Annotated in this window: 16 protein-coding genes; 12 read left to right on the plus strand and 4 right to left on the minus strand. The window is 50.6% G+C overall.

The window, feature by feature from the left end; all coding sequences use genetic code 11:
* Nucleotides 1-238: 238 nt before the first annotated feature.
* A complete protein-coding gene (locus tag BMY60_RS15440; protein WP_143057430.1) occupies nt 239-556 on the plus strand; it encodes an OTU domain-containing protein in 318 nt (105 codons plus the stop codon).
* 82 nt (nt 557-638) lie between these two features.
* Here the strand turns inward: BMY60_RS15440 and acs are convergent, their stop codons facing one another.
* Nucleotides 639-2,606, minus strand: coding sequence for an acetate--CoA ligase (acs, locus tag BMY60_RS10765; protein ID WP_090333581.1), 1,968 nt, complete (start codon nt 2,604-2,606; stop codon nt 639-641).
* Nucleotides 2,607-3,011: 405 nt separating this feature from the next.
* Between acs and BMY60_RS10770 the strand changes: the two genes are divergently transcribed.
* The gene (locus BMY60_RS10770) at nt 3,012-4,205 is read left to right on the plus strand and encodes an HD-GYP domain-containing protein (protein WP_090333556.1); all 1,194 of its coding nucleotides are present in this window, start codon (nt 3,012-3,014) and stop codon (nt 4,203-4,205) included.
* Between the two features lie 8 nt (nt 4,206-4,213).
* Here the strand turns inward: BMY60_RS10770 and BMY60_RS10775 are convergent, their stop codons facing one another.
* Complete coding sequence (locus BMY60_RS10775; RefSeq protein ID WP_090333558.1) at nt 4,214-5,674, minus strand: M17 family metallopeptidase; 1,461 nt, start codon at nt 5,672-5,674, stop codon at nt 4,214-4,216.
* A gap of 410 nt (nt 5,675-6,084) precedes the next feature.
* On the opposite strand from BMY60_RS10775, the gene BMY60_RS10785 reads away from it, so the two are divergent.
* Both BMY60_RS10785 and BMY60_RS10790 read left to right on the plus strand, forming a co-directional pair.
* Nucleotides 6,085-6,876, plus strand: a complete 792-nt coding sequence (locus tag BMY60_RS10785) for a thymidylate synthase (RefSeq protein ID WP_090333560.1) — start codon at nt 6,085-6,087, stop codon at nt 6,874-6,876.
* Nucleotides 6,873-7,409: a dihydrofolate reductase gene (locus BMY60_RS10790; RefSeq protein WP_090333562.1), complete on the plus strand. Its 537-nt coding sequence runs from the start codon at nt 6,873-6,875 to the stop codon at nt 7,407-7,409. Before BMY60_RS10785 ends, BMY60_RS10790 begins: the two co-directional genes overlap by 4 nt.
* 90 nt (nt 7,410-7,499) lie before the next feature.
* Here the strand turns inward: BMY60_RS10790 and BMY60_RS10795 are convergent, their stop codons facing one another.
* Nucleotides 7,500-8,681: a type III PLP-dependent enzyme gene (locus BMY60_RS10795; RefSeq protein WP_090333563.1), complete on the minus strand. Its 1,182-nt coding sequence runs from the start codon at nt 8,679-8,681 to the stop codon at nt 7,500-7,502.
* Between the two features lie 665 nt (nt 8,682-9,346).
* Here BMY60_RS10795 and BMY60_RS10800 point away from each other — a divergent pair.
* From BMY60_RS10800 to BMY60_RS10820, 5 genes are all read left to right on the plus strand, one after another.
* Entirely contained in the window at nt 9,347-11,215 is a 1,869-nt protein-coding gene (locus tag BMY60_RS10800) for a multicopper oxidase family protein (protein ID WP_218141683.1), read from the plus strand.
* A complete protein-coding gene (locus BMY60_RS10805; protein WP_090333565.1) occupies nt 11,205-12,008 on the plus strand; it encodes an SCO family protein in 804 nt (267 codons plus the stop codon). The genes BMY60_RS10800 and BMY60_RS10805 overlap by 11 nt, the downstream gene beginning before the upstream one ends.
* Before the next feature lie 10 nt (nt 12,009-12,018).
* Nucleotides 12,019-14,046: a hypothetical protein gene (locus BMY60_RS10810; RefSeq protein ID WP_090333566.1), complete on the plus strand. Its 2,028-nt coding sequence runs from the start codon at nt 12,019-12,021 to the stop codon at nt 14,044-14,046.
* A gap of 118 nt (nt 14,047-14,164) precedes the next feature.
* Nucleotides 14,165-14,782 carry an SCO family protein gene (locus BMY60_RS10815; protein ID WP_090333568.1) on the plus strand — a complete coding sequence of 206 codons (618 nt, stop codon included), beginning with the start codon at nt 14,165-14,167 and terminating at the stop codon, nt 14,780-14,782.
* Between the two features lie 62 nt (nt 14,783-14,844).
* The gene (locus tag BMY60_RS10820; RefSeq protein WP_090333569.1) at nt 14,845-16,566 is read left to right on the plus strand and encodes a c-type cytochrome; all 1,722 of its coding nucleotides are present in this window, start codon (nt 14,845-14,847) and stop codon (nt 16,564-16,566) included.
* Nucleotides 16,567-16,612: 46 nt separating this feature from the next.
* Here BMY60_RS10820 and BMY60_RS10825 read toward each other — a convergent pair whose 3' ends face one another.
* The gene (locus BMY60_RS10825; RefSeq protein WP_090333571.1) at nt 16,613-19,006 is read right to left on the minus strand and encodes a penicillin acylase family protein; all 2,394 of its coding nucleotides are present in this window, start codon (nt 19,004-19,006) and stop codon (nt 16,613-16,615) included.
* A 552-nt stretch (nt 19,007-19,558) separates the two neighbouring features.
* Here BMY60_RS10825 and BMY60_RS10835 point away from each other — a divergent pair.
* The 3 genes from BMY60_RS10835 to BMY60_RS10845 all read left to right on the plus strand — a co-directional run bounded on the left by BMY60_RS10835 (nt 19,559) and on the right by BMY60_RS10845 (nt 20,878).
* Nucleotides 19,559-19,753: a type II toxin-antitoxin system VapB family antitoxin gene (locus tag BMY60_RS10835; protein ID WP_090333573.1), complete on the plus strand. Its 195-nt coding sequence runs from the start codon at nt 19,559-19,561 to the stop codon at nt 19,751-19,753.
* On the plus strand, nt 19,753-20,136 hold the full coding sequence (locus BMY60_RS10840) for a PIN domain-containing protein (protein ID WP_090333574.1): 384 nt from the start codon (nt 19,753-19,755) through the stop codon (nt 20,134-20,136). The genes BMY60_RS10835 and BMY60_RS10840 overlap by 1 nt, the downstream gene beginning before the upstream one ends.
* A 145-nt stretch (nt 20,137-20,281) precedes the next feature.
* Nucleotides 20,282-20,878: a LemA family protein gene (locus tag BMY60_RS10845; protein WP_090333575.1), complete on the plus strand. Its 597-nt coding sequence runs from the start codon at nt 20,282-20,284 to the stop codon at nt 20,876-20,878.

The following is a 20,878-nucleotide window of genomic DNA, read 5'->3' on the forward strand; positions in this document are numbered from 1 at the left end:
GGATTACAAAAGTCCAAATCAATTTGAAGCAGAAGCAACAAAATACTCGACAAAAGTGGCTTAACTGAGGTGTCCGGTTTTACTTGACCAGGTCAAACTACCGGAAAAGAAAACCTCTAAAAAGAATAACAAAGTAAGTAAGAAAAAAGGAAAGTCCAAGCAAGAAGAAACCAAAAACCTTTGGCAAAACGATAGCATCCTTCAGGATAACCAGGGAAACTCTTACAGGGTTCATAACGTGCCGGGTAACAGTAACAACTGCCTGATATTCTCCATTGGCGGAGGACTCAATAGAAATGTCGACAATCTAGACGCCCAGGGTATCAGGTCAGGAATACCCATATACCACAACGGCTTTCTAGAAAACTCCGAGCCTACCGTATCCAGAATATGTGAGCTGTATAACCGCAGTGTAGAAATACAGTGGTGGACATTGCGCGATGGAACCTTACAGCGGGCCGGTCGCTACACCTATGGCATTGGCAATAACGATGGCAAGATTGTCCACATCCTAAACCTCGGCATGTACCACTTCCAGTATCTCACCCGCACCTGACGACAATTTGTAAATAATGATTTTGCTTGTTTTGTTGGTCGTTCTTCCCACTACTTTTGGTTGTGGGCCGCTGCGGCCGGAATTAATGTGTCTGCCGTAATTGATCGAGTATCGCCGGATTTTCCAGGGTTGAAACATCCTGGGTGATTTCCTCGTCTTTGGCTAACGTACGCAAGAGGCGGCGCATGATTTTGCCGGATCTGGTTTTGGGGAGATTTTCGCCGAAGCGTATTTCTTCGGGTTTGGCAATCGGTCCGATCTCCTGTGCAACCCACTCACGCAGTTCTTCCACAATCCGGGCCTTGTCTTTTTCCTGTGGAAAATCGCCTTTCAGCACGACGAAAGCAATAATGGCTTCGCCTTTGACTTCGTGCGGTTTGCCGACAACTGCTGCCTCGGCAACCAACGGACTGGCGACAAGTGACGATTCGATTTCCATGGTGCCCAAACGGTGGCCGGAGACGTTGAGTACATCGTCTGCGCGTCCCATAATCCAGAAATAGCCATTTTCATCGCGGTGAGCGGAGTCGCCCGCTAAATAGTAGCGGCCGCCTGCAATATCCTGCGGGAAATAGGCTTTCTTAAAACGTTCCGGATCTTTCCACAGGGTACGCAGTTGTGACGGGAACGGTTTTTTAATGACCAGAAATCCGCCGCTGCCACGTGCAACTTCCGAACCGCTTTCATCGACAATCGCCGCAAAAATTCCGGGCAGCGGCAGGGTGCAGGAGCCAGGTTTGAGCGAAAGTGCGCCCGGAAGCGGCGCGATCATATGGCAACCGGTTTCCGTCTGCCACCAGGTGTCAACAACAGGACAGCGCGAACGGCCGACCTTTTCATAAAACCACATCCATGCTTCCGGGTTAATTGGTTCGCCCACTGAACCGAGTAGACGTAAGGATGACAAGTGATATTGATCTGGCAGATCCGATCCAAGTTTGATTAATGAGCGGATTGCAGTGGGTGCGGTATAAAATGTTGTGACATGATGCTTGTCGATAATTTCCCAGAATCTTCCGGGGTGCGGGTAGGTTGGAACGCCTTCAAAGATGATCTGGGTTGCACCCATCGCAAGCGGTCCGTAAGTCACGTAGCTATGACCGGTAACCCAGCCAACATCCGCGGTACACCAGAAAATATCGGACGGCTTGTAATCAAAAACCCACTCCATGCTGACCATTGTCCCCAGCAGATAACCGGCGCTGGAATGCTGCACGCCTTTGGGTTTGCCGGTTGAGCCAGAGGTATACAGTGTGAACAGCGGATGCTCGGCATTCACCCATTCCGGTTCGCAGTCGCTGCCAGTATCCTGCATGATTTCATGCCACCAGGCATCGCGCGCAGGGTTAAACGCTATCTCACAACCTGAACGCCGATAAACGATAACGGTGTTGACAGATTCGGTCCCACCCATGCTCAAAGCTTCATCTACCGTGGCCTTGAGCGCATGGTGCCTGCCGCCGCGCACTTGCGCATCTGCCGTAATAACCGCTTTTGCACCTGCATCTGTAATGCGCTCATGCAGGCTTTTGGATGAAAATCCACCGAACACCACTGAGTGAATCGCACCAATGCGTGCGCAGGCCTGCATCGCGACGACTGCCTCGATACGCATCGGCATGTAGATCACAACACGGTCGCCTTTTGTAATGTTGTGCGCTTTTAGGGCATTGGCCAGTTTGCAAACTTGCTGATGTAGTTCACGATAAGTTGCGCGTATGACTTCTCCTTCATCCGACTCGAAAATAATTGCGGTTTTGTCGGGCTGTGTAGTCAAATGACGGTCAAGACAATTGTACGATACGTTTAATTCGCCGTCTGAGAACCACTTAAAAAAAGGCGGGTCGCTGTCATCCAGTATTTGCGTAAACGGTTTGTGCCAGAGGATATGTTTTCTGGCTTGTTGTGCCCAGAACGCCTGATAATCTGCTTCAGCTTCGTTGCATAGTTTCTGATAGGCTTCGGGTCCGGAAACATTGGCTTGCTGCACAAACTCAGAACTCGGAGAAAAAATGCGCGATTCATTTAAGACGGATTCGATAGTTGACATAAAAAGCTCCGGTAAAAGGATTGTTTCGGATTTATATCCGATATATCCGGTTATTTCAGATTTCAAGTTGTCCAGATTTTAATAGAATGTGAGCTGTTTGAATGCTGATTTTTCGGAACACACTGAAAGATAGGTTTGACGGTACTGTCAGACAGAATTGTACCACTGACATTGACGGTTAGCTTGCGATTGACCAGTACATTTGGTTCTTTTATCTTTCTTCTGTTTTGTATTTGAGTACAGAAAAGCAATGCCCGGCCTCCTTGTGAGAGTCAGTGTGTTTAAAAAATTCATAGTGCGCTGTCTATCTGATATGATCTCGTTCAGCGTTACCGTGGTGTTTACTGAATACGGCAATATCGGATAGATAACGCGCTTATACTCGAAAACGTACTGCATAGAACTATGCTTAAAAAAATTCATGTTGCCGATGCACGCCTGGGAATGTATGTGCATAAGATATGCGGAAACTGGATGGAACATCCATTCTGGAAGGATTCGCTTTTGCTGTCGAAACAGACCGATCTGGAAAAACTTGTCAATTGCGGTGTCAGTGAGCTTTGGATAGACACGGCTAAAGGACGGGATGTTGATGTGCCGCAGCCTGAAGCGGCTAAAACTGAAGCGGCCAGCCGTCCATCTGTTCAGGCTGTGCCTGCGACCAATAAAGCTGAAAAAGTACCGCTTGAGGAAGAATTGCAGACTGCCCGAAAAATTCACGCCAAAACCAAAGAAGCAGTGACGGCCATGTTCAATGAAGTGCGTATGGGTAAAGCGGTTCAAGTCGACGAGGCGGTTGTTCTGGTTGATGAAATCAATCAATCCATGCAACGTAACACCAATGCGCTACTCAGTTTGATCAGGTTAAAGACTGCAGATGAATACACCTATCTGCATTCAGTTGCCGTATGTGTGCTGATGGTCGCACTGGGGAAGCAACTGGGAATACAGGGCGAAGAACTCAAGCAGGTTGGAGTGGCGGGATTGTTGCATGATATTGGAAAAATGACCATACCTATTACTGTGTTGAACAAACCGGGAAAGTTGACGGACAAAGAATTTGATATTGTTAAGGACCATCCCCGCCGCGGATGGGAGATACTCAATACAGTCTATCAAGCGAGTGAACCGGCGCTGGATGTATGCTTGCACCATCATGAACGCATGGACGGCCAGGGTTATCCCGACAAACTCTCGGCGGACAAACTGACACTGCATGCCCGGATGGGTGCCGTTTGCGATGTATACGATGCAATAACTTCTGAACGCTGCTATAAAAAAGGATGGGAGCCTGCAGAAGCTGTAAAAAAAATGGCGGTCTGGAAGGGAGGTCATTTTGATGAAACCGTATTTCGTGCATTTGTTAAAACAATTGGTATTTACCCCAATGGCACGCTAATAAAGCTGAAGTCGGGAAGGCTGGGAAAGGTGATCGAACAATCCGAAAAAAGTCTCGTTACACCGGTAGTCAAAGTGTTTTTTTCGATTCGTGCCAATGGGCATATTCCCGTGGAGGTTGTTGATCTTTCAAAATCAGTGGATAGTATTGTAAGCGCCGAGAATCCGCTTGAGTGGGGGCTCGACTTGGAAAAGATCTAGCGGCGGTGTTACAACTGCTTAAACAATTCGACCGCCCAGTTTACACCAAATCCCGTAATATTACTGCCTACCGCGCCGAGCCCGTCTTTATGATTGCTTGCGGATAAATCCATGTGTATCCAGGGTGTGCCGTTAATGAAACGATGAAGAAAACGTGCTGCAAGAATATGGTCGTATTCGCCGCCCAGCGCGCACTGTTTTACATCGGCAATATCGCTTTCCAGTTCCTCATCATAGTCATCTTCCATCGGAAAGATGCAGACGCGTTCACCGCTTTTTCTACCGGCAGCCAGCGCTTTTTGTGTCAGGCTTTCCTGATTGCAGAAAATACCGCTAAAGCGCGAACCCAGGGCAGTGTGCATACTGCCGGTCAATGTTGCAAAATCAATGATGATATCGGGTTTTTGTTTCTCGGCAAGCGACAGCGTATCTGCCAGCACCATCCGGCCTTCGGCGTCGGTATGGATGATTTCAATCGTCAGGCCGTTTAGTGCGGTAATTACGTCATTCTGCTTGTATGCGCGCGGGCTGATATGATTTTGCGCGATGGCGAGCCAGCAGTCAATATCGAAAGGCATACCGGCGCGCGTTGCAGCCAGCAGAATGCCGAGCGCGACAGCCGAGCCATTCATGTCTTCATGCATGCCCAGCATATGGCGCGGCGGTTTTAGGTTATGTCCGCCGGTGTCGTAACAAATCCCTTTCCCGACCAGCGCGATATGTTTCTGGTTCTTTTGATTGCTGCCTGAAAAATGCAGGTGGACGATAGCCGCATCTTCAGTGTCACTGCCTTGTGCAACCGCTGAAAAAGCACCGGCGCCCATTTTCTCGAGTTCGCCGAGGCTATGCGCTTGATACGCCCATCCTTCATTTTTCGCCAGTTTTTTGATTTGTTCGCAGTAGGTTTTGGGCGTCAGTTCATTCGGCGGCAATACAGTCAGTCCACGCGCCAGCAGATTTCCTTCAGCAAGTGCGCGCTGCAGGGTAAAATTTCCGGTATCTTTATATCCGTGCAGGTAAATATGGGCAAGTGACGTCCTTTCAGGTTTTTGTTTACGTACAGGCAACGCGGCGCCGTTGATCCAGGCCGTATAAACTGCAATCTCGGAGAAATAAAGCCGCTGGCTGTTGTTGCCATAAATGGCGAGATGAAGTGCTTCGGGGTTTTCCGTCAGTAGCTGCTGAATGGCTTTACGGACGGCGGTTTGCTGTTCGAATACTGTTTTTCCGGTGTCAATCATGACCCAGGAACATAACGCGCCATTGTCCAGATTGGCGCTGACAGGCGTTTGACTGATTTTGCTGAGCTTTATCCGGCGGCGATCAAGCAGTTTGTTAAGTATATCAGCACCTGGAATGGCGTATTTTTTTGGCAGTTTCTCGAGTTTCGGAAGAATAACCAAGATATGTGATGCTTTTATTGTTTCCGGATCAAATGAAGAAGCGCTCTGGATGAGTGTTGCCAGCATTGATTGCTTTCCTGTTGAAAATAAAATAAGGCATGACGCGGTGAGTCATGTATGAGCCTGTTGAGGATTGAAGTGAATACATGTATGTAAACGGTTGTGTCTGACTGAACAGCGTGCGCGGTATTTCCGGGTTACAAGCGCAGAAAAAAGAAGTGCGGCAGTGAGTGAAATGATGTGTAACATTCAAGCTGTTTTTGATGCCAGTCCTTTACCTTTGGATAAAAGTGCTATAAATGCTTTCAGGCACGCACTTGAAAATCCGGTAATTGCCGAAAATCGATGACGGCCACACCGCGCCGTTTCTGTCCGGCAATCAGAAATGCTATTATAGTACGCCTGATGTGATATGTCTGTAATTTGCACGCATAATACAATTATGCCCGATAAACTGACCGGCTTCTGATAAGCGTATGCAGCAATACCTCCAATTGATGCGCCATATCCTGGCGCATGGCCATAAAAAAAGCGACCGCACAGGCACCGGAACGCTTTCAGTATTTGGCTATCAAATGCGTTTTGATCTAAAAGACGGTTTTCCGCTGGTCACTACCAAGCAATGTCATTTGAAATCAATTATTCATGAATTGCTCTGGTTTTTGAAAGGCGATACCAATATTCGTTATTTGAAAACGCATGGCGTTTCCATATGGAACGAATGGGCCGATGAACATGGGGATCTGGGGCCGATTTATGGCCGCCAGTGGCGTGCATGGACAGGGCCGGACGGACCCATCGACCAGATCCAACAGGTTATCGATCAAATCAGGCGCACGCCCGATTCGAGGCGCATGATAGTCTCGGCATGGAATGCCGGCGATCTCGAAAAAATGCATTTACCGCCATGTCACGCTATGTTTCAGTTTTATGTGGCCGATGGGAGGCTGTCATGCCAACTGTATCAAAGAAGTGCAGATGTATTTCTGGGCGTGCCGTTCAATATTGCGTCTTACGCATTGCTGACGATGATGATCGCCCAGGTTTGCAGGCTGGAGGCAGGCGAGTTTGTGCATACGTTTGGTGACGCCCATCTCTATCTCAATCATCTCGAACAGACGCATGAACAGCTGCGCCGGGAACCGAGACCGTTACCCGAAATGCAGTTGAATCGGGATGTTGCCGATATTTTCAGCTTTAATTATGATGATTTTATACTGAAAAATTATCATCCTCACCCGCCAATCAAAGCGCCTGTTGCAGTATGACGGTCTCCTGCTTGTCCATTCTGGCAGCAACGGCGAAAAACGGCGTCATCGGAAAGCATAACACACTGCCCTGGCATTTGCCGGCAGACCTGAGGCGCTTTAAATCGCTTACCATGGGGCATGCCATTATAATGGGCAGGAAAACCTATGAATCCATTGGCCGGCCGTTACCCGGACGCACCAATATTATCGTGACAAAACAGACGGATTTCCGGGTGGCCGGTGCCACAGTTGCCCATTCATTGGATGATGCGTTCAATGCCGGTGGCCCGGCGGCGGCCGCTTCAGAGCGTTTCGTAATCGGTGGCGCGCAACTTTACCGGCAGGCCATCGCATTATCCCAACGAATGTATCTCACCGAGATTCAGCGGACCTTTGATGGCGATACTTATTTTCCGGAATTTGACCGCGACGAATGGTATGAATTGTCGCGCGAGCAGCATTTTTCGCCAATTAACACGGCAAACGAAGCGCCGCTGGAATATCATTTTGTGATTTTGGAACGAAAAAAAGCGAAACAGCCTGTTCAATAGGCAAGGCGAGTATCATGAATTAACCGGTGAAGCAATCAAGTGCTGATTGCTTCACCGGTTTCAACCTGTCGTGAATTACTTCAAGGCATGTCAAACCACATATACATCGGGCAGTGGAAAGCCGTTAAAATTACTTGCGTAGGCAGTCGTATACGCGCCGGTGTTGGGAATGTAGATCATGTCTCCTTCGCGGATATCGGCTGGCAGCATGACATCGCGCATCAGGATATCCACTGAATCGCATGTGGGTCCAGCAATAGACCAGGGAACACAGTTTCCTGTCCGGTCGGTCAGGATTTCATAGCTTAGGCCTTCGGTGACTTCGATCATGCCGCCGAACATACCTGCATCCCAGTACATCCAGCGTTTTTCGTTACGCACGGCCGTGCCGACGACCTGGCAGACAAAATAAGCCGAATCGGAAACCAGATAACGGCCGGGTTCCGCGATGATTTGAATGTGCTCGGGCAGTTCGGCAATCGCATCATTGACGACTGCGGCGATGACTTCAATGGATGGAATCGGTTTCAGATGGCGTACCGGATAGCCGCCGCCAATATTCAGCAAACGCGGATCAAGTCCGGCCTGGCGCATTTCGGTAAAGACATTGCGGGCTCTCTCAATGCCAACGCGCCAGTTTTGGGGATTGCGGCATTGCGAGCCGACATGAAACGTAACGCCGGCAAGGTCTGCATTCAGTCTGGCGGCTTCCTGAATAATGAGTGCAATGTCGGCCAGATGGGTGCCGAATTTTCCGGCCAGCGGCCAGTCACTGCCGATATTCGGTGTGTCGATACGCAAATACAGTTTGGCGTCGGCCTTAACACTGATAATTTTTTGTAATTCTTCAACGCTATCAATAACATACCATTCAACTCCCTTGCTGGCGGCATGATTCAGGTATGCCCTGGACTTCATCGGATTGCTGTAAAAAATTTCTGCTGCGGGAACACCGAGTTCGAGCAGTAGATCGAGTTCGGCGATGGAGGCGATTTCAAATCCGGCTCCTTCTTCAACGAGCGTTTGCAAAACCCGGCGGTCAGGGTTGGCCTTGACTGCGTAATGCGGCCGAACGCGTGGCATGGCGGCTAGAAAACGGCGTGTTTTTTGCCGGACAATAGTTGAATCAACCAGTAAAAACGGTTTGTCGTATCCATGCGACAGCCTTTCTTGCACATGGTTAAAGTCCAGACTGGTTTCGGGATGAGTGTCAAACAGTACTTCTGCGTGGGCATGCTTTTGAAAAGCAGCGGATGAGATGGGTATGAGCATTGGGATATTCCTTTCTAAGAAAGCTACGTGACAGGGATATGTATGCTTGTTAAGTCGATAGAAGTAAAAGTGCTATGCATGGATGTCATGACGTTCCTTTTGTCGTTGCTGAAAAGTGCCGCATTATAAGCTGCATTTTTTTGAAATCAAGTTTTTTTTCGAGTCGCTTTATAGCTTATTTTTATTTTGGCCGGTAATGCGCAAGTTCTGCAGCTCGTGCGATAGCCTGTTCGATTGACTTCAACTGGTTGCTATACCGAAGCGAAGTGATTATTGTCACTGCATGTTCTGCGCAAGTACGGCTATGATCGTCTCCAAGCCAGAAAGTTTTCGAAACCGGAAAAATTCCAGTCAATAGTGGTGTGTTTATTAAGTTTGATTCCAGGCAAACTGAAGGCGCTGCGATACATTGTCAATTTCACCTAATAATCTTCGGTTAATTTGGAGTGAAAAAACCGATGGCGTCCAGCAACCTGATCAGTCTTGTTTGAATTATTTCACCACACACTGCAAGAAACGGGCTGGCTGTATTTTTCAAGTCATGTGAGAAGAAAAATAATCAGCCTGCTATAGAGATATTTCACTGGATTAACTGAGGCCTTTTTTATAAGGGCCTGTCTGGCAGAGCTTTCGGGATGGAAAGTTTATATCAAATGGAGGATAAAGTGAAAAGACGTGACTTACTCAAAATGGGATTGGCCGGTTCGTTAAGTGCTGCCGCCACTTCGGGTCACAGTAAAGTGAATTTTCCGCAAAGCGGCTTGGTATTCCCTGACGGGTTTACACCGAGTCATGCAGGAAGACCGAGCCCGCCTGTGACACCTTTTAAAGTTCCGCTATTCAAGATGCCGGTAGCAAAACCGGTATCTGAAGCGGATTTGAATCATCCGCTACCGCCCGATCCACTGGCACATCAGCGTTATCAGGAACTCCAGCCGAAAAAATTCTATGTTGAACGTATTAGGGAATTTAAGTGGCGGTATCATTCCGACCCTCCTTACAACCAGGGGTCATGGTCATGGGGATTTACCAATGGCGCGAACGGCCGGGCAACCACGCCGGGACCAACTTACCACGCGAGATACGGTGAACCGATTCTGCTGCGCCGTTTTAATCGGTTAAAGCCGGTCGGTGCGGGTCATGTGCCGTTCGCGCTGCCATCTGTCAGCATCCATTTGCACAATGCGCATACGGCATCAGAGAGCGATGGCATACCGACCAATTTTTTCAATCCGGGTGAGTTCTGGGATTATCACTATGGTAATTTCCCTGCCGGATTTGATTACGTGCATGAAATCATGAGTACGCTATGGTATCACGACCATCGCCTCGATTTTACCGCGCCCAATGTGTATGCCGGTTTGAGCGGGTTTTATCTATTGTTTGACGAACTGGATTCAAACGATGAAAATGATAGAAACCCGCATGCATTCCGGTTGCCGAGCGGCGATTATGATATCCCCCTGATATTGCATGATGTACAGTTTGACGCGGGCGGGCAAGTGGTTTTTGATTTTTTCACAAACCGGTCTCCCGAGCCGACATCAAGCGTTTTCCCGGCCGGCAGCGATCCCATCGAAAATTCCGCCAATCAATCCGAATCACCTTTGCATCGTATCTATAAGGGTTCACCGAATTTTACGGTATTCGGCATGTTGGGAGATCAAATAACCGTTAACCGGACGATACAGCCGTTTTTGAATGTTGAAGCGCGTAAATACCGTTTTCGTATTCTGAACGGTGGCCCGTCGCGTCTTTACCGGCTTTCGCTAAGGGCGCACGGGCGCAACGGAGACAGTCATCCAGGCTGCAAGTTTTATGTGTTGAGCAACGACGGCAACCTGCTGGAACACCCACTGGAGAAGCAATCATTCGATTTATGGGTTGCCAACCGGGTGGATATTGTCATTGATTTTTCAGCATTCAGACCGGGCGACCAAGTCTATCTGGTCAATCGTCTGGAGATGCGGGAAGACGGTGCGGGTCCGAGCGGGCGCGGGCTTGACGAAGGCAATCTGATTATGCGTTTTGATGTAAAACCGATGCGTCAGGCGGCCGATCCAAGTCAAATTCCGGATTTTATGCGTTCGCTGCCGCCAGTCAATCTGTCCGAAGCGCGTGTGCGGCGCACCTGGGTATTCGATTACGATAACGGTTTATGGACGGTTAACGGCCGCTTGTTCAACCCCAACCGGATTGACGCCAAAATTGAAAAAGGCTCTGCGGAAATCTGGACTATCCGTAACGGCGGGACGGCATGGGCGCACCCGGTTCATACGCACTTTGAAGAATTCAGGATACTTGAAATCAATGGCAGGCCGGTCAAACCGGGGGATTTTTTAAATTCCCGTAAAGATATTGTCGAACTGGGGCCGAACACCGAGGTGACGTTTTTCGGCCGTTGGAGAGACTTTGAAGGCATACATGTGATGCATTGTCATAATGTCGTGCACGAAGATCACGAGATGATGATCCAGTGGCAGATCGTTCCGCCGGGAATGGGCGACGGGGAGGAAATCAATCATGATTTCTGAAACCAATACAACCCGCGCCATAGCTGAAACGGCCGAGAACCAGACGCATTCTCCTTTGTCGCAACGGCGTAAGCTGTTGTCGGCATTGCCCGCGCTGATCGCCACATCGCTGCCCGCGCTGGCTTTGGGCATTCAAAATCCGGATGCGTTGCATGCACGAACGCAAACAATCCTGGACAAAACTGATAATGCGGGCTTTCCGGATGTGCTGGTGACTGCACACACTGGACAACAATTCAGTTTTTATCAGGATTTGCTGAAAAACCGCATGGTGATAATCAATTTTATGTCAATCGAAGCGGAAGATGAATTGCCAATAACGGCCAGCATGGCCGTTTTAATCAAAGCGCTGGGAGAGCGATTTGGCCGGGAGGTCTTTGCTTTTTCCATCAGCTACGACTGCGCCAATGACAAGCCTGAGCGCCTGGCACAGTTTTCCCGCCGCTTTGATGCGCCCGAAGGCTGGTATTTCCTGAGCGCTGTGCCGGAGGACGTGGTTGCGCTGGGCTACCGGCTTTACCGGACAGCCGGGCGTCCGCGGCAACGCATGTATGCGGATTTGATTCATTACGGTAACGCCAAGGTCGGTTTGTGGGGAAGCATTCCTGCGCATATTACCGATGTGGACCTGGCCGTCAGCAGAGTAACGTCCGTTTTTCCAGGTAAAACCACCGGCGGCAAAGTGCGCCGCGCCGGCCCGCGTCGTCTGAACACGGCCGGTCCTATCTATGACAGGCGTGACCGTCAGGATATGGTTGAACGGCCGAGAGGAATCGGACCTAATTTTATGTGAGGTGAAAACCATGAAAAAAATATTCGTATCGTTATTGCCGATCGGATTGTTTGCCTTAATGGCGAATATTCCGGTAATAATCACTTATGCCGCCGATGATCCGTACGGTGTATTACCCGAACCGCCGCCGGATAGTGCTTGTCCGAGTTTGCCGGTGATGCCGGAATGGCCGACGCCCAATTTGCTGGAATTTAAAGACGATAACCTGACGGTTGTGGTGAATACCGCAGATAGTCTGCATCCGCCGTCTGATGCACGCGATGCATTGCCTACCAATTTGTGCCAGACGGTGTATGAAGACGTTCGTTCGCGCCGGGTAGACGGAACCGAAGGCCCGCGTATTCCGAATTCTTTGCCGTCAACACCGGAAAACCCGTATAACCTGCATCCCGACCCAGTTGTGGAGGTGGGTATCAACCCATTGTCACCGACGGACGATTTGCGTACCGTTATTTATTTGCTGCGCCAGTCCTTTGATGAAGGAACATCGCTTGTCGAAGCGGTTCAGTTCGGTCTCGATATACTGGAGGGAAATCCGCTGGAGCGGGAATATTCAGGCATGCCGCTGTTACACTACAACGGTCCTGAAAAAGTAGTGTATGTGACGCCGGAATTTAACGATCCCAACGATCCAGCCCGGGTGACGGGCGGCAACGCAGTTGTTCGTCAGGTTTATTTTGATCAGAGAATCATGTCGGACGCCGCTTTGATTGTGCCAACGGCGGTTTTGGACGTGCCGTGGACAATTACCTATGAAATTTCTGCGCTCAATCGCGGCCGCGAAGATTTTTCCCCGTTCGGCATGTTTTTTAATGGTCCTGTCATGGGTGAAGACGGCATGATTATTCCGGATGTTGAAAAAAAACCGGGTTTCGGCATCGATCAAACTTTTTTTCCCGTTGAAGATGGTACGCGCACCACGTTTAAAATCGCCATGCCGCCGGCCCGTCAATACAAGCTGACTTACCACTGGGGATGGCGCAAGCATCCGCCCCGGATCCAGGCGCTGGAAAACGGCCTGGGCAAGGAATTGGGGGTAAATTTGATTGACTGGGAGCGCTGTGTCTTCGGTTCCGGGCCGATGGCCAGTGAAGCCGATAAATTGGCGGCGATCGCCATGATTGGCGATCTTGCGCCCGCCAAACGGATGTGGCGCATGCTCAGACAGTTGAAATTTGATCCGGGGGCCTTCGATGCCGCCATGATTGACAAAATCGAGCAGGCTTTTTTTGATTGGCAGGATCGAACCAGGCTGCCGGCAGGGGTGGCGCGTGATGGCAACTTCGATATTACGCTTTTTTATGTCAATAACACGCTATATGGCGATGCGCGGGGTTATGTCGATCAATCACAGCGTGTACTGCATAATTTCAACAGGCGCGGCGATATGACCCGTATCAAGGTACTCAACGGCGACTATTTCGAACGTGCGCATATGATTGTCGATTTTGGCGGGCTGCGCGGCTGGGAAAACACGTTTCAAAATACGATTCCCGAATTCGGCGCCGGGCCCTGGTTTACATTCGGCCGCGCTTACTGGTGGCCGACACTGGGGGCGCCCAATGGCGGGCCGCAGCCAGTTGCTGCAGCGATTCCGCCCGAAGGTACAAACGCACGCACTATTGAACAATGCCAGGCGGAATTCGGCGGCAAGCTGGCTGCAGCCAGCAATCAGACTGCCATTGGTACTGAGGGCGCTGGCAGTGACGCGTTTGGACGAGGAAGATCAAGCGCTTACAACCTGAGTATGACGCCGGACGCCGTGCAGGAGAAAATTGCGCAAAGTATGTTGCGCAAAAAATCGCAGACGCAAGCAGAACAATCGGCCGATACTGAAGAATTATTGACCTCGGTAAGTGAAGCAAGCGCTGAAGCGGTGCATCCCGTGCCGACGCGTGAAACCATGGAGGCCGCGGGTGCCAACGGCCTGGGATTGCGGCAGTTCGAAATCCACTGGAATCATGAACCCAGCAAACGGCTGCGTATCTACCAGTTCGATCAGCTGCATCATGATGTTGCGATCTGGTCGATACATTGAGATACGACATGCACTGCATCATTCAGTAACAAGGCAGATATCAGGAAGTCCGGTGTTTTCGGACTCCTGATATATCGGCAACCCGGTTGATCAAACCGGTTTTTTTACAGGAACTGTTATGTTGAGAAGCAGCTTGATTTCCGCAGGGGTGGCGCTGGTTTTGTTTGTGACGATAAGTTATGTCCCGGCAGGCGCGCAAGCACACAACCAGCCCGAATATGCCCGCTCGGCGCATGCTTACCGGACACCCGCTGTAAGTCTGATAGACGCCCGGGAACATACAGTCGATTTCGCCGCGGCGGTGGCGCAGGAAGAAATGGTGATCATCAGCCTCGCCTTTACGAGCTGTACGGGTACCTGCCCGGTAATAACCGCCAATCTGGTGCAGGCGTTGCCGGAGCTGAAGAGGATAGGGAACCGTTATCGGATTTTTCTGGTTTCACTGGATCCGGAACATGATACGCCCGCTCGTTTGCGGGAATATCAGGCGCGTTTCAATACAGGAGAAAAAATCACATTGTTAACAGGCAGCCGTACAGCCATACACGATTTATTGCGCGCCTATAACGCCATTTACCCTGGCGGAAACAAAATGAATCATCAACCGTTGACGTTAATACGTGCTGGAAAAAATGCTCCCTGGATAAGGCTGGAAGGTCTCGTCAGCGGCAGCGATCTTGCGCGGGAAGTGCGTTTGGCTATCGAACAGGCTGGTGCCATATCGACTATTTATTGAAAACCGGGGACAGCGCGCTGTGCATGTTCCCGGCTTATGATTCGCTTACGCGGAGTAACGCTATGTTTAAATATTGCGCCCATATTCAAATAAAATGCTTGACAGCATTGTTTGCCGGCTTGCTGTTGCAGTTTAGCCTGCCGGTTCAGGCGTTTCCTCAGGGAGATGCCGCAAAGGGGAAAAAACTGTATGAACAGGGCGTCGGCCATAACGGGGAGCCTGTTTACGCCGTTGGTCAAAACGGGCTGACCTTTCAGGGTGAAGACGCAACCTGCCTGCGTTGCCATCGCCGCAGCGGTTTTGGCGGCAGTGAAGGCGGGTATTATGTGCCGCCAATTGCAGCCGGATTTGTCTACCGGCCAAGCCGGCGGGATCGTAATGACCGTTTCCGTGCCGCATTCCTTGAAGCGCAGAATATTCAGCACTGGGTGCGCGTCAGGATGCCCAGGGCGCGCCCGGCCTATACCACTGCAACATTGGCCGAGGCGCTTCGTGAGGGGCGCAATCCATCAGGAACCGAATTCGATCAGCTGATGCCGCGTTACCGGCTTGACGACCGGGATGTTGCCAATCTTGCGGCATACCTGGCCACGCTTTCCAAAGCGGCATCACCTGGGGTGGACGATCATTTTCTGCATATTGCAACGGTTGTCAGTCACGGGGTCGAACCCGGCGCGCGCGACAGCATGCTGGCGTCCATGCAAGCGTACGTCAAGTGGTATAACGAACGGCTTTACAGTGATATTGCCCATGAATCATCGGCACGCGCATATGGCATGGATGTTCGCAGCTCAACGCGGCTGTGGAAGTTGCATGTATGGGAGCTGGACGGCCGGCAGGAAAAATGGCGCGACCAATTGGCGCTGTATCAGCGGCAGCAGCCGGTTTTTGCGGTAGTGAACGGGATGGTCAATGGCTCATGGGCGCCTGTCGCCGATTTTTGCGACGAAATGGAATTGCCCTGCCTGTTTCCGCTGACTGAATTGCCGCAGCGTGAGCGGGAATCAGGCGGATACAATTTTTATTACACGCGCGGGCTGGAACTGGAGGCCGATATTCTCGGCGTTTATCTGAAGAACATGCGGAATCGTCCGGAACGTGTGATCCAACTGCATGATACCAGCCGCTACGGTGTCGAACCGGCGTCGCGTCTGGCAGGTCAACTGGCTGCGCGCCTGCCCGAAATCAGGATTCGGACAATCGCGTTTGATACCCCGCAGGAGTTGGAGATGCTTTTGCGCGGACTGGGTGAACGCAATGAACCCGATGTCGGTATTGTCATCTGGGGTGAGCCGGACAGTGATTCGATCCTGAAAGCCTTGCTTCATTCCGGTGTCAAAGATTCGCCGGTATTTGTTCCCGCGCATGTCATCAGAAAACGGATGACCCGCAACAACGGCGATTTGCTGTCGCCGTTACTCGGCAATCTGCATATAACATGGCCGTTTTCGCTGCCGCAGGCGTATCAGGCCGACGCTTTCAGAGTTCGCGGCTGGATGCGGTCAAGAGGCCTGCCGATAAACCATGAACAAGTCCAATTGCTCAGTCATTACGGCATGAACGTGCTGCGCGACAGTACGCGTCATTTGTTTGAGCATTACTACCGGGATTATTTGGTGGAACGTATTGAGCATGAAGTCGAGAGTAGTCAGCATCCCGGGATCTACCCGTCTTTTTCTCTGGGGCCGGAACAGCGCGTCATGTCCAAGGGGGGGTATGTGCTGACACCTGATGCAACGGGAGAAAATGCATTCAACGTTGCCGCCGACTGGATCGTACCGTAACCGGTAACAGCGGCCTGTCATCCCTTTGAAACTGATTTCCCGGTTTTTACGGAACGAGATACAGCGTCTTTTCTGCTTTGCCCGGCATGAAAGGCGCCGGTTCGTTCGATACCCAGCTGGCGTGACCGCTGCCATAGTAAGGCGATAACGGATGCCCGCTCTGACCGCCCGGCATATCGAAATATCCCGCTTCTTCCTGCCCTGGTGCGACGACCGAGCGCTGTGACGCGCCAAAGGTTGGTGTCTGAATCCGCGGCATGTGCATGTCCCCAGGCAGCGGGTCGTTCGGCATGTCAAGCCATCCGGCAATCCATTCAGGCAGGTGCTGACTCAGCGGGTGCCGGATATGTGCCGCGTTTTTTTCACCCCATGTGCGGGCGCTGATATCGCCTGACTGTTGATGCAAACCGGCAATCACCTGTTGCAGACATGAGAAAATCAATGCATGCCAGTCGTCGTAGGGCTGGGGCAGATGATGCGGGGGGCGTTGTTCAATCAGCCGCCAGACGGCATGCTCGATTTGATTCAGACGCGGCAGCTGGAACGCGGGGTGACGTTGCTTTATCTCTGCCGTATAGGCATTAAGCAGGGTTTTAATGACTTCCTGGCGGAAACCGCGAACAATTCTGTAAGCAACCGAATCAACCGCCGCTTGGCCGTCCCAGTTTTTCAGAATGTCTTCTACTTGCGTATGCAATGCGGTATTCTCAGCGTGATTTAACGTTTCCATCAGCAATGCGTGCCAGCGTATATAAAGTATTGCGCGATGATCAAGCTGGATCGTAAACAGGTCATCGGCAAAGAAGCGGTCGCGCGCAAAAATACTGTCGCGTATCTGTCTGGAACGCGCGCCTAAATCATAACCGCCGTCACCAAGTATTGGCAGTTGCTCGACGGCAACAGTGCGTGTATTAGCTGTCCACAATCGTCCTGACTCCGGGTTGCGAATCAACGGGTAATCGGCGGGATGCAGCCAGCCCTGCCACCCCGTTTCAGGTTTCGACCAGTCGGCAGGCAGTAGAGGGTCGAAGCCGCCGGTACGCACCGGTATGCGCCCGGCAATCGTCCAGAGGATATTGCCGTGTCTGTCGCCGACAATAAAATTCTGTGGGGGCATGCCGGTTTGTTGTGCGATTTCTGCAGCGTCATCAACATGTTGTGCATTTTCCAGTTTGATCAGGTCAAGATTAATGGCGCCCGGCTGAAGCGCTGTCCAGGCCATAGCCAGCGGAACGCCATCGTGATCACGCGCGACAATCGGCCCCCACTCGGTCTCATGCACCGTGATTTCTTTTGCAGGCGCATTGCGGATGTGAATGGTTTCCTGGTAACTGCGTATCGATTGCCAGCCGGAAGTGCCGAGGTAACGCGACGTATCCTCGGGGTCACGCATGATGCGTACCCAGTCGATAAAATCGCCGTAGCTGTTGGTGAAACTCCAGGCGATATGGCGGTTGGAACCGATAACAACCGCTGGCACGCCCGGCAGGGTGATGCCGGTGACATCGACTGAATAATGAGAATCGTATGCAGGTTTTTCACGCGCGATCAGCCGCGTGCGAAACCACAGATTCGGCACACGCAACGTCAAGTGCATATCGTTGGCGACCAGCGCCGCGCCGTCGGTCATGGCCGCCAGGTTTCCTGCAACCGCGAAGTTATTGCTACCCGGTATCGATTCGTCAAACGCAACCATGGTCGTCAGCAGGGGTGCGTCTTTTTCCCTGAGGTTGAAATCGTCGGCGGACGGTATGGACGGCCATTCCAGAGGGTCTCCAGTTAACGGCGTATCCCACGAGCCGCCGCCTGCGGTTAAAAACCGGTACAGGGCATCCGGCAGTTCCGCATGCAGATAGGATAATCCGAGTTCGCGTCTGCTGTTTGGATCGTTCAGCGTGACGAACATGGAGAAAATAACCAGCAGGCTGTCTTCTTCAACCCATTGTACGGGTTGCGTGCGCGTCAGCAAATACGGGTAGGGACGAACGGCCAGTGCCTCGAGCCCTTTATTCACACCGGCACGGTAGGCTTTCAGCAATGCCCGCTGATCGCGCGGCAACTGCTCCAGAAATTCCCTGGCGCGGGCGCGCATGCGGTATTGCCGGATTTCCATATCCAGCGGCAATGCGGCTTTGCCGAATATGTCTGCCAGTTCACCGGCGGCCTGGCGGCGCATCAGATCCATTTCAAAGAAACGTTCCTGTGCGTGCACATAGCCAAGCGCGCCGGCAATGTCATGCCTGTCCTGGCCGGTAATCGTCACACTGCCGAGCGCATCGCGCTCGACTGTCACTGCGGCGGAAAGCGCAGAAAAGTGCGCCTTGCCTTCATACTGCGGCAGACTGCCGAAAATCAACAGCCATACAGACAGCACCGACAACACACTGCAACCCGCAAGCGCAGCGGCAACATAACGCAAAATTTTTGAAAATCTTCTCATTATCCGTACTGGTTAAATTTTCTGAGTATTGCTTGATTAGATGCCATTTGGCCGGAAAGTGTCCATGCAATTGCATGCAAAACCGGTAACAACATACTCCCTGAATGATATGGCAGCCGTTTGCAGCAGATGCCGATTGTTCCTTATTGTCCACGCTTATTTTTTGTTTGCTGAACGGGTTGCGGTGCGTCAATTCAGTAAAAACGGATAAATGGAACAAGTATTCTCAATATCCGAATCGCGGGTTCATGTATGGTAATTGTAATGAAAAATTTTATCTGGAATACAAGGAATGTCAAAACAAGGCAGCGCGTGAATAATGATACCAATAATTTAAAGAAAATCATGCCGCAGCTCAAAATGCACTTTCCGAACCACGGTATCTGTCTGCATAATCGGTTTTCATGCAATTGGATACGAATGCATGGCAACGACGCCGAAACTTTTCCGCCACGGATGTGGCGACGACATCCATCAGTCAGTTAACGCATCCAGAATTGAAAGTATATGCATTGTTAGCTAATATGTTATGCATCATTGAGGAGAAAAAATATGCGTACAACGATTGATTTGCCAGAGGATCTATTGAGCGAAGCAATGAAGCTGACACATACGCGTACTAAAACGGGTGTTATTGTATTGGCGCTGGAAGAATTGATCAGAAAATCAAAAATTGCAAATATCAAGCGATATAAAGGGAAAATTGATCTGGAAATTGATCTCGATACCTTACGGAACCGCAGTTAATGCGGGTTCTGGTTGATACGTCGATATGGATAGACTATTTTCGCAGTGGGGCGCATTCCGCAGCGTTGGATAATTTGATTGATGAAAATCTGCTTGTTATCAATGACATTATCCTGACCGAGCTCGTGCCCTATTTGAAAATCAGAAATCAAATCACTGTTATTCAATTGCTGCAGGAAATTAAACAGATTCCTTTGAATATCGATTGGGAAGAGATCATTGAATTTCAGGTAAAGTGTCTGAAAGCAGGTGCAAATGGCGTGGGGATTCCTGATTTAATTATCGCTCAGAATGCGATGGACAATGATTGTCTGGTTTATACTTTGGATAAACATTTCAGTTTTTTAAGCCGGGTGATGACGCTCGGTCTATATCAACAATAAGTGTAGCACTGCAGGACGGATAAACCTGCGTCACCCGCCAATTAAACTGCTCGTGCTTTACATTACCAATGACAGCCTGCATCATGTTAACGCTGGTTTTGTTTCTATAGCCTGATAGCGCTTGATCTTCAAACAGGAGAAATGAATGGAAATTGCTGCGATTGTGGTGTTGGTTGTGCTGGCGATGGGCGTTTTTTATATCATCGCTATTTTCAATAATCTGGTGACCAAGCGTAATCGCTACAAAAATGCGTTTGCACAGATTGAAGTACAGTTAAAGCGCCGTTATGACTTGATTCCCAATTTGGTTGAAACAGCCAAAGGCTATCTGAAGCATGAACGGGAAACGCTGGAAGCAGTGATCGCTGCGCGTAATGCGGCGGCCAATAATCTGGCTGCGGCGGCTTCGGATCCGACCAATGCCAATGCGATACGCGGATTGATCGGTGCGGAAGGCCAACTGGCCAGCGCGATGGGAAAATTCAATGTCGTGCTGGAAGCGTATCCCGAGCTCAAGGCCAATCAGAATATGATGCAATTGAGCGAAGAGTTGGTCAGCACGGAAAATAAAGTGGCTTTTGCCCGCCAGGCTTATAATGATCAGGTGATGGACTATAACAACTACAAACAGTCATTTCCGCCGGTGGTTTTTGCCAGTCTGTTTGGCCATCGCGAAGACGCTTCCCTGCTGGAATTTGAAGACAGCGCCCGGATTCAGGCAGCGCCAAACGTTTCGTTTTAG

It is taken from the genome of Nitrosomonas sp. Nm51, from assembly GCF_900111165.1.
Lineage (GTDB): Bacteria > Pseudomonadota > Gammaproteobacteria > Burkholderiales > Nitrosomonadaceae > Nitrosomonas.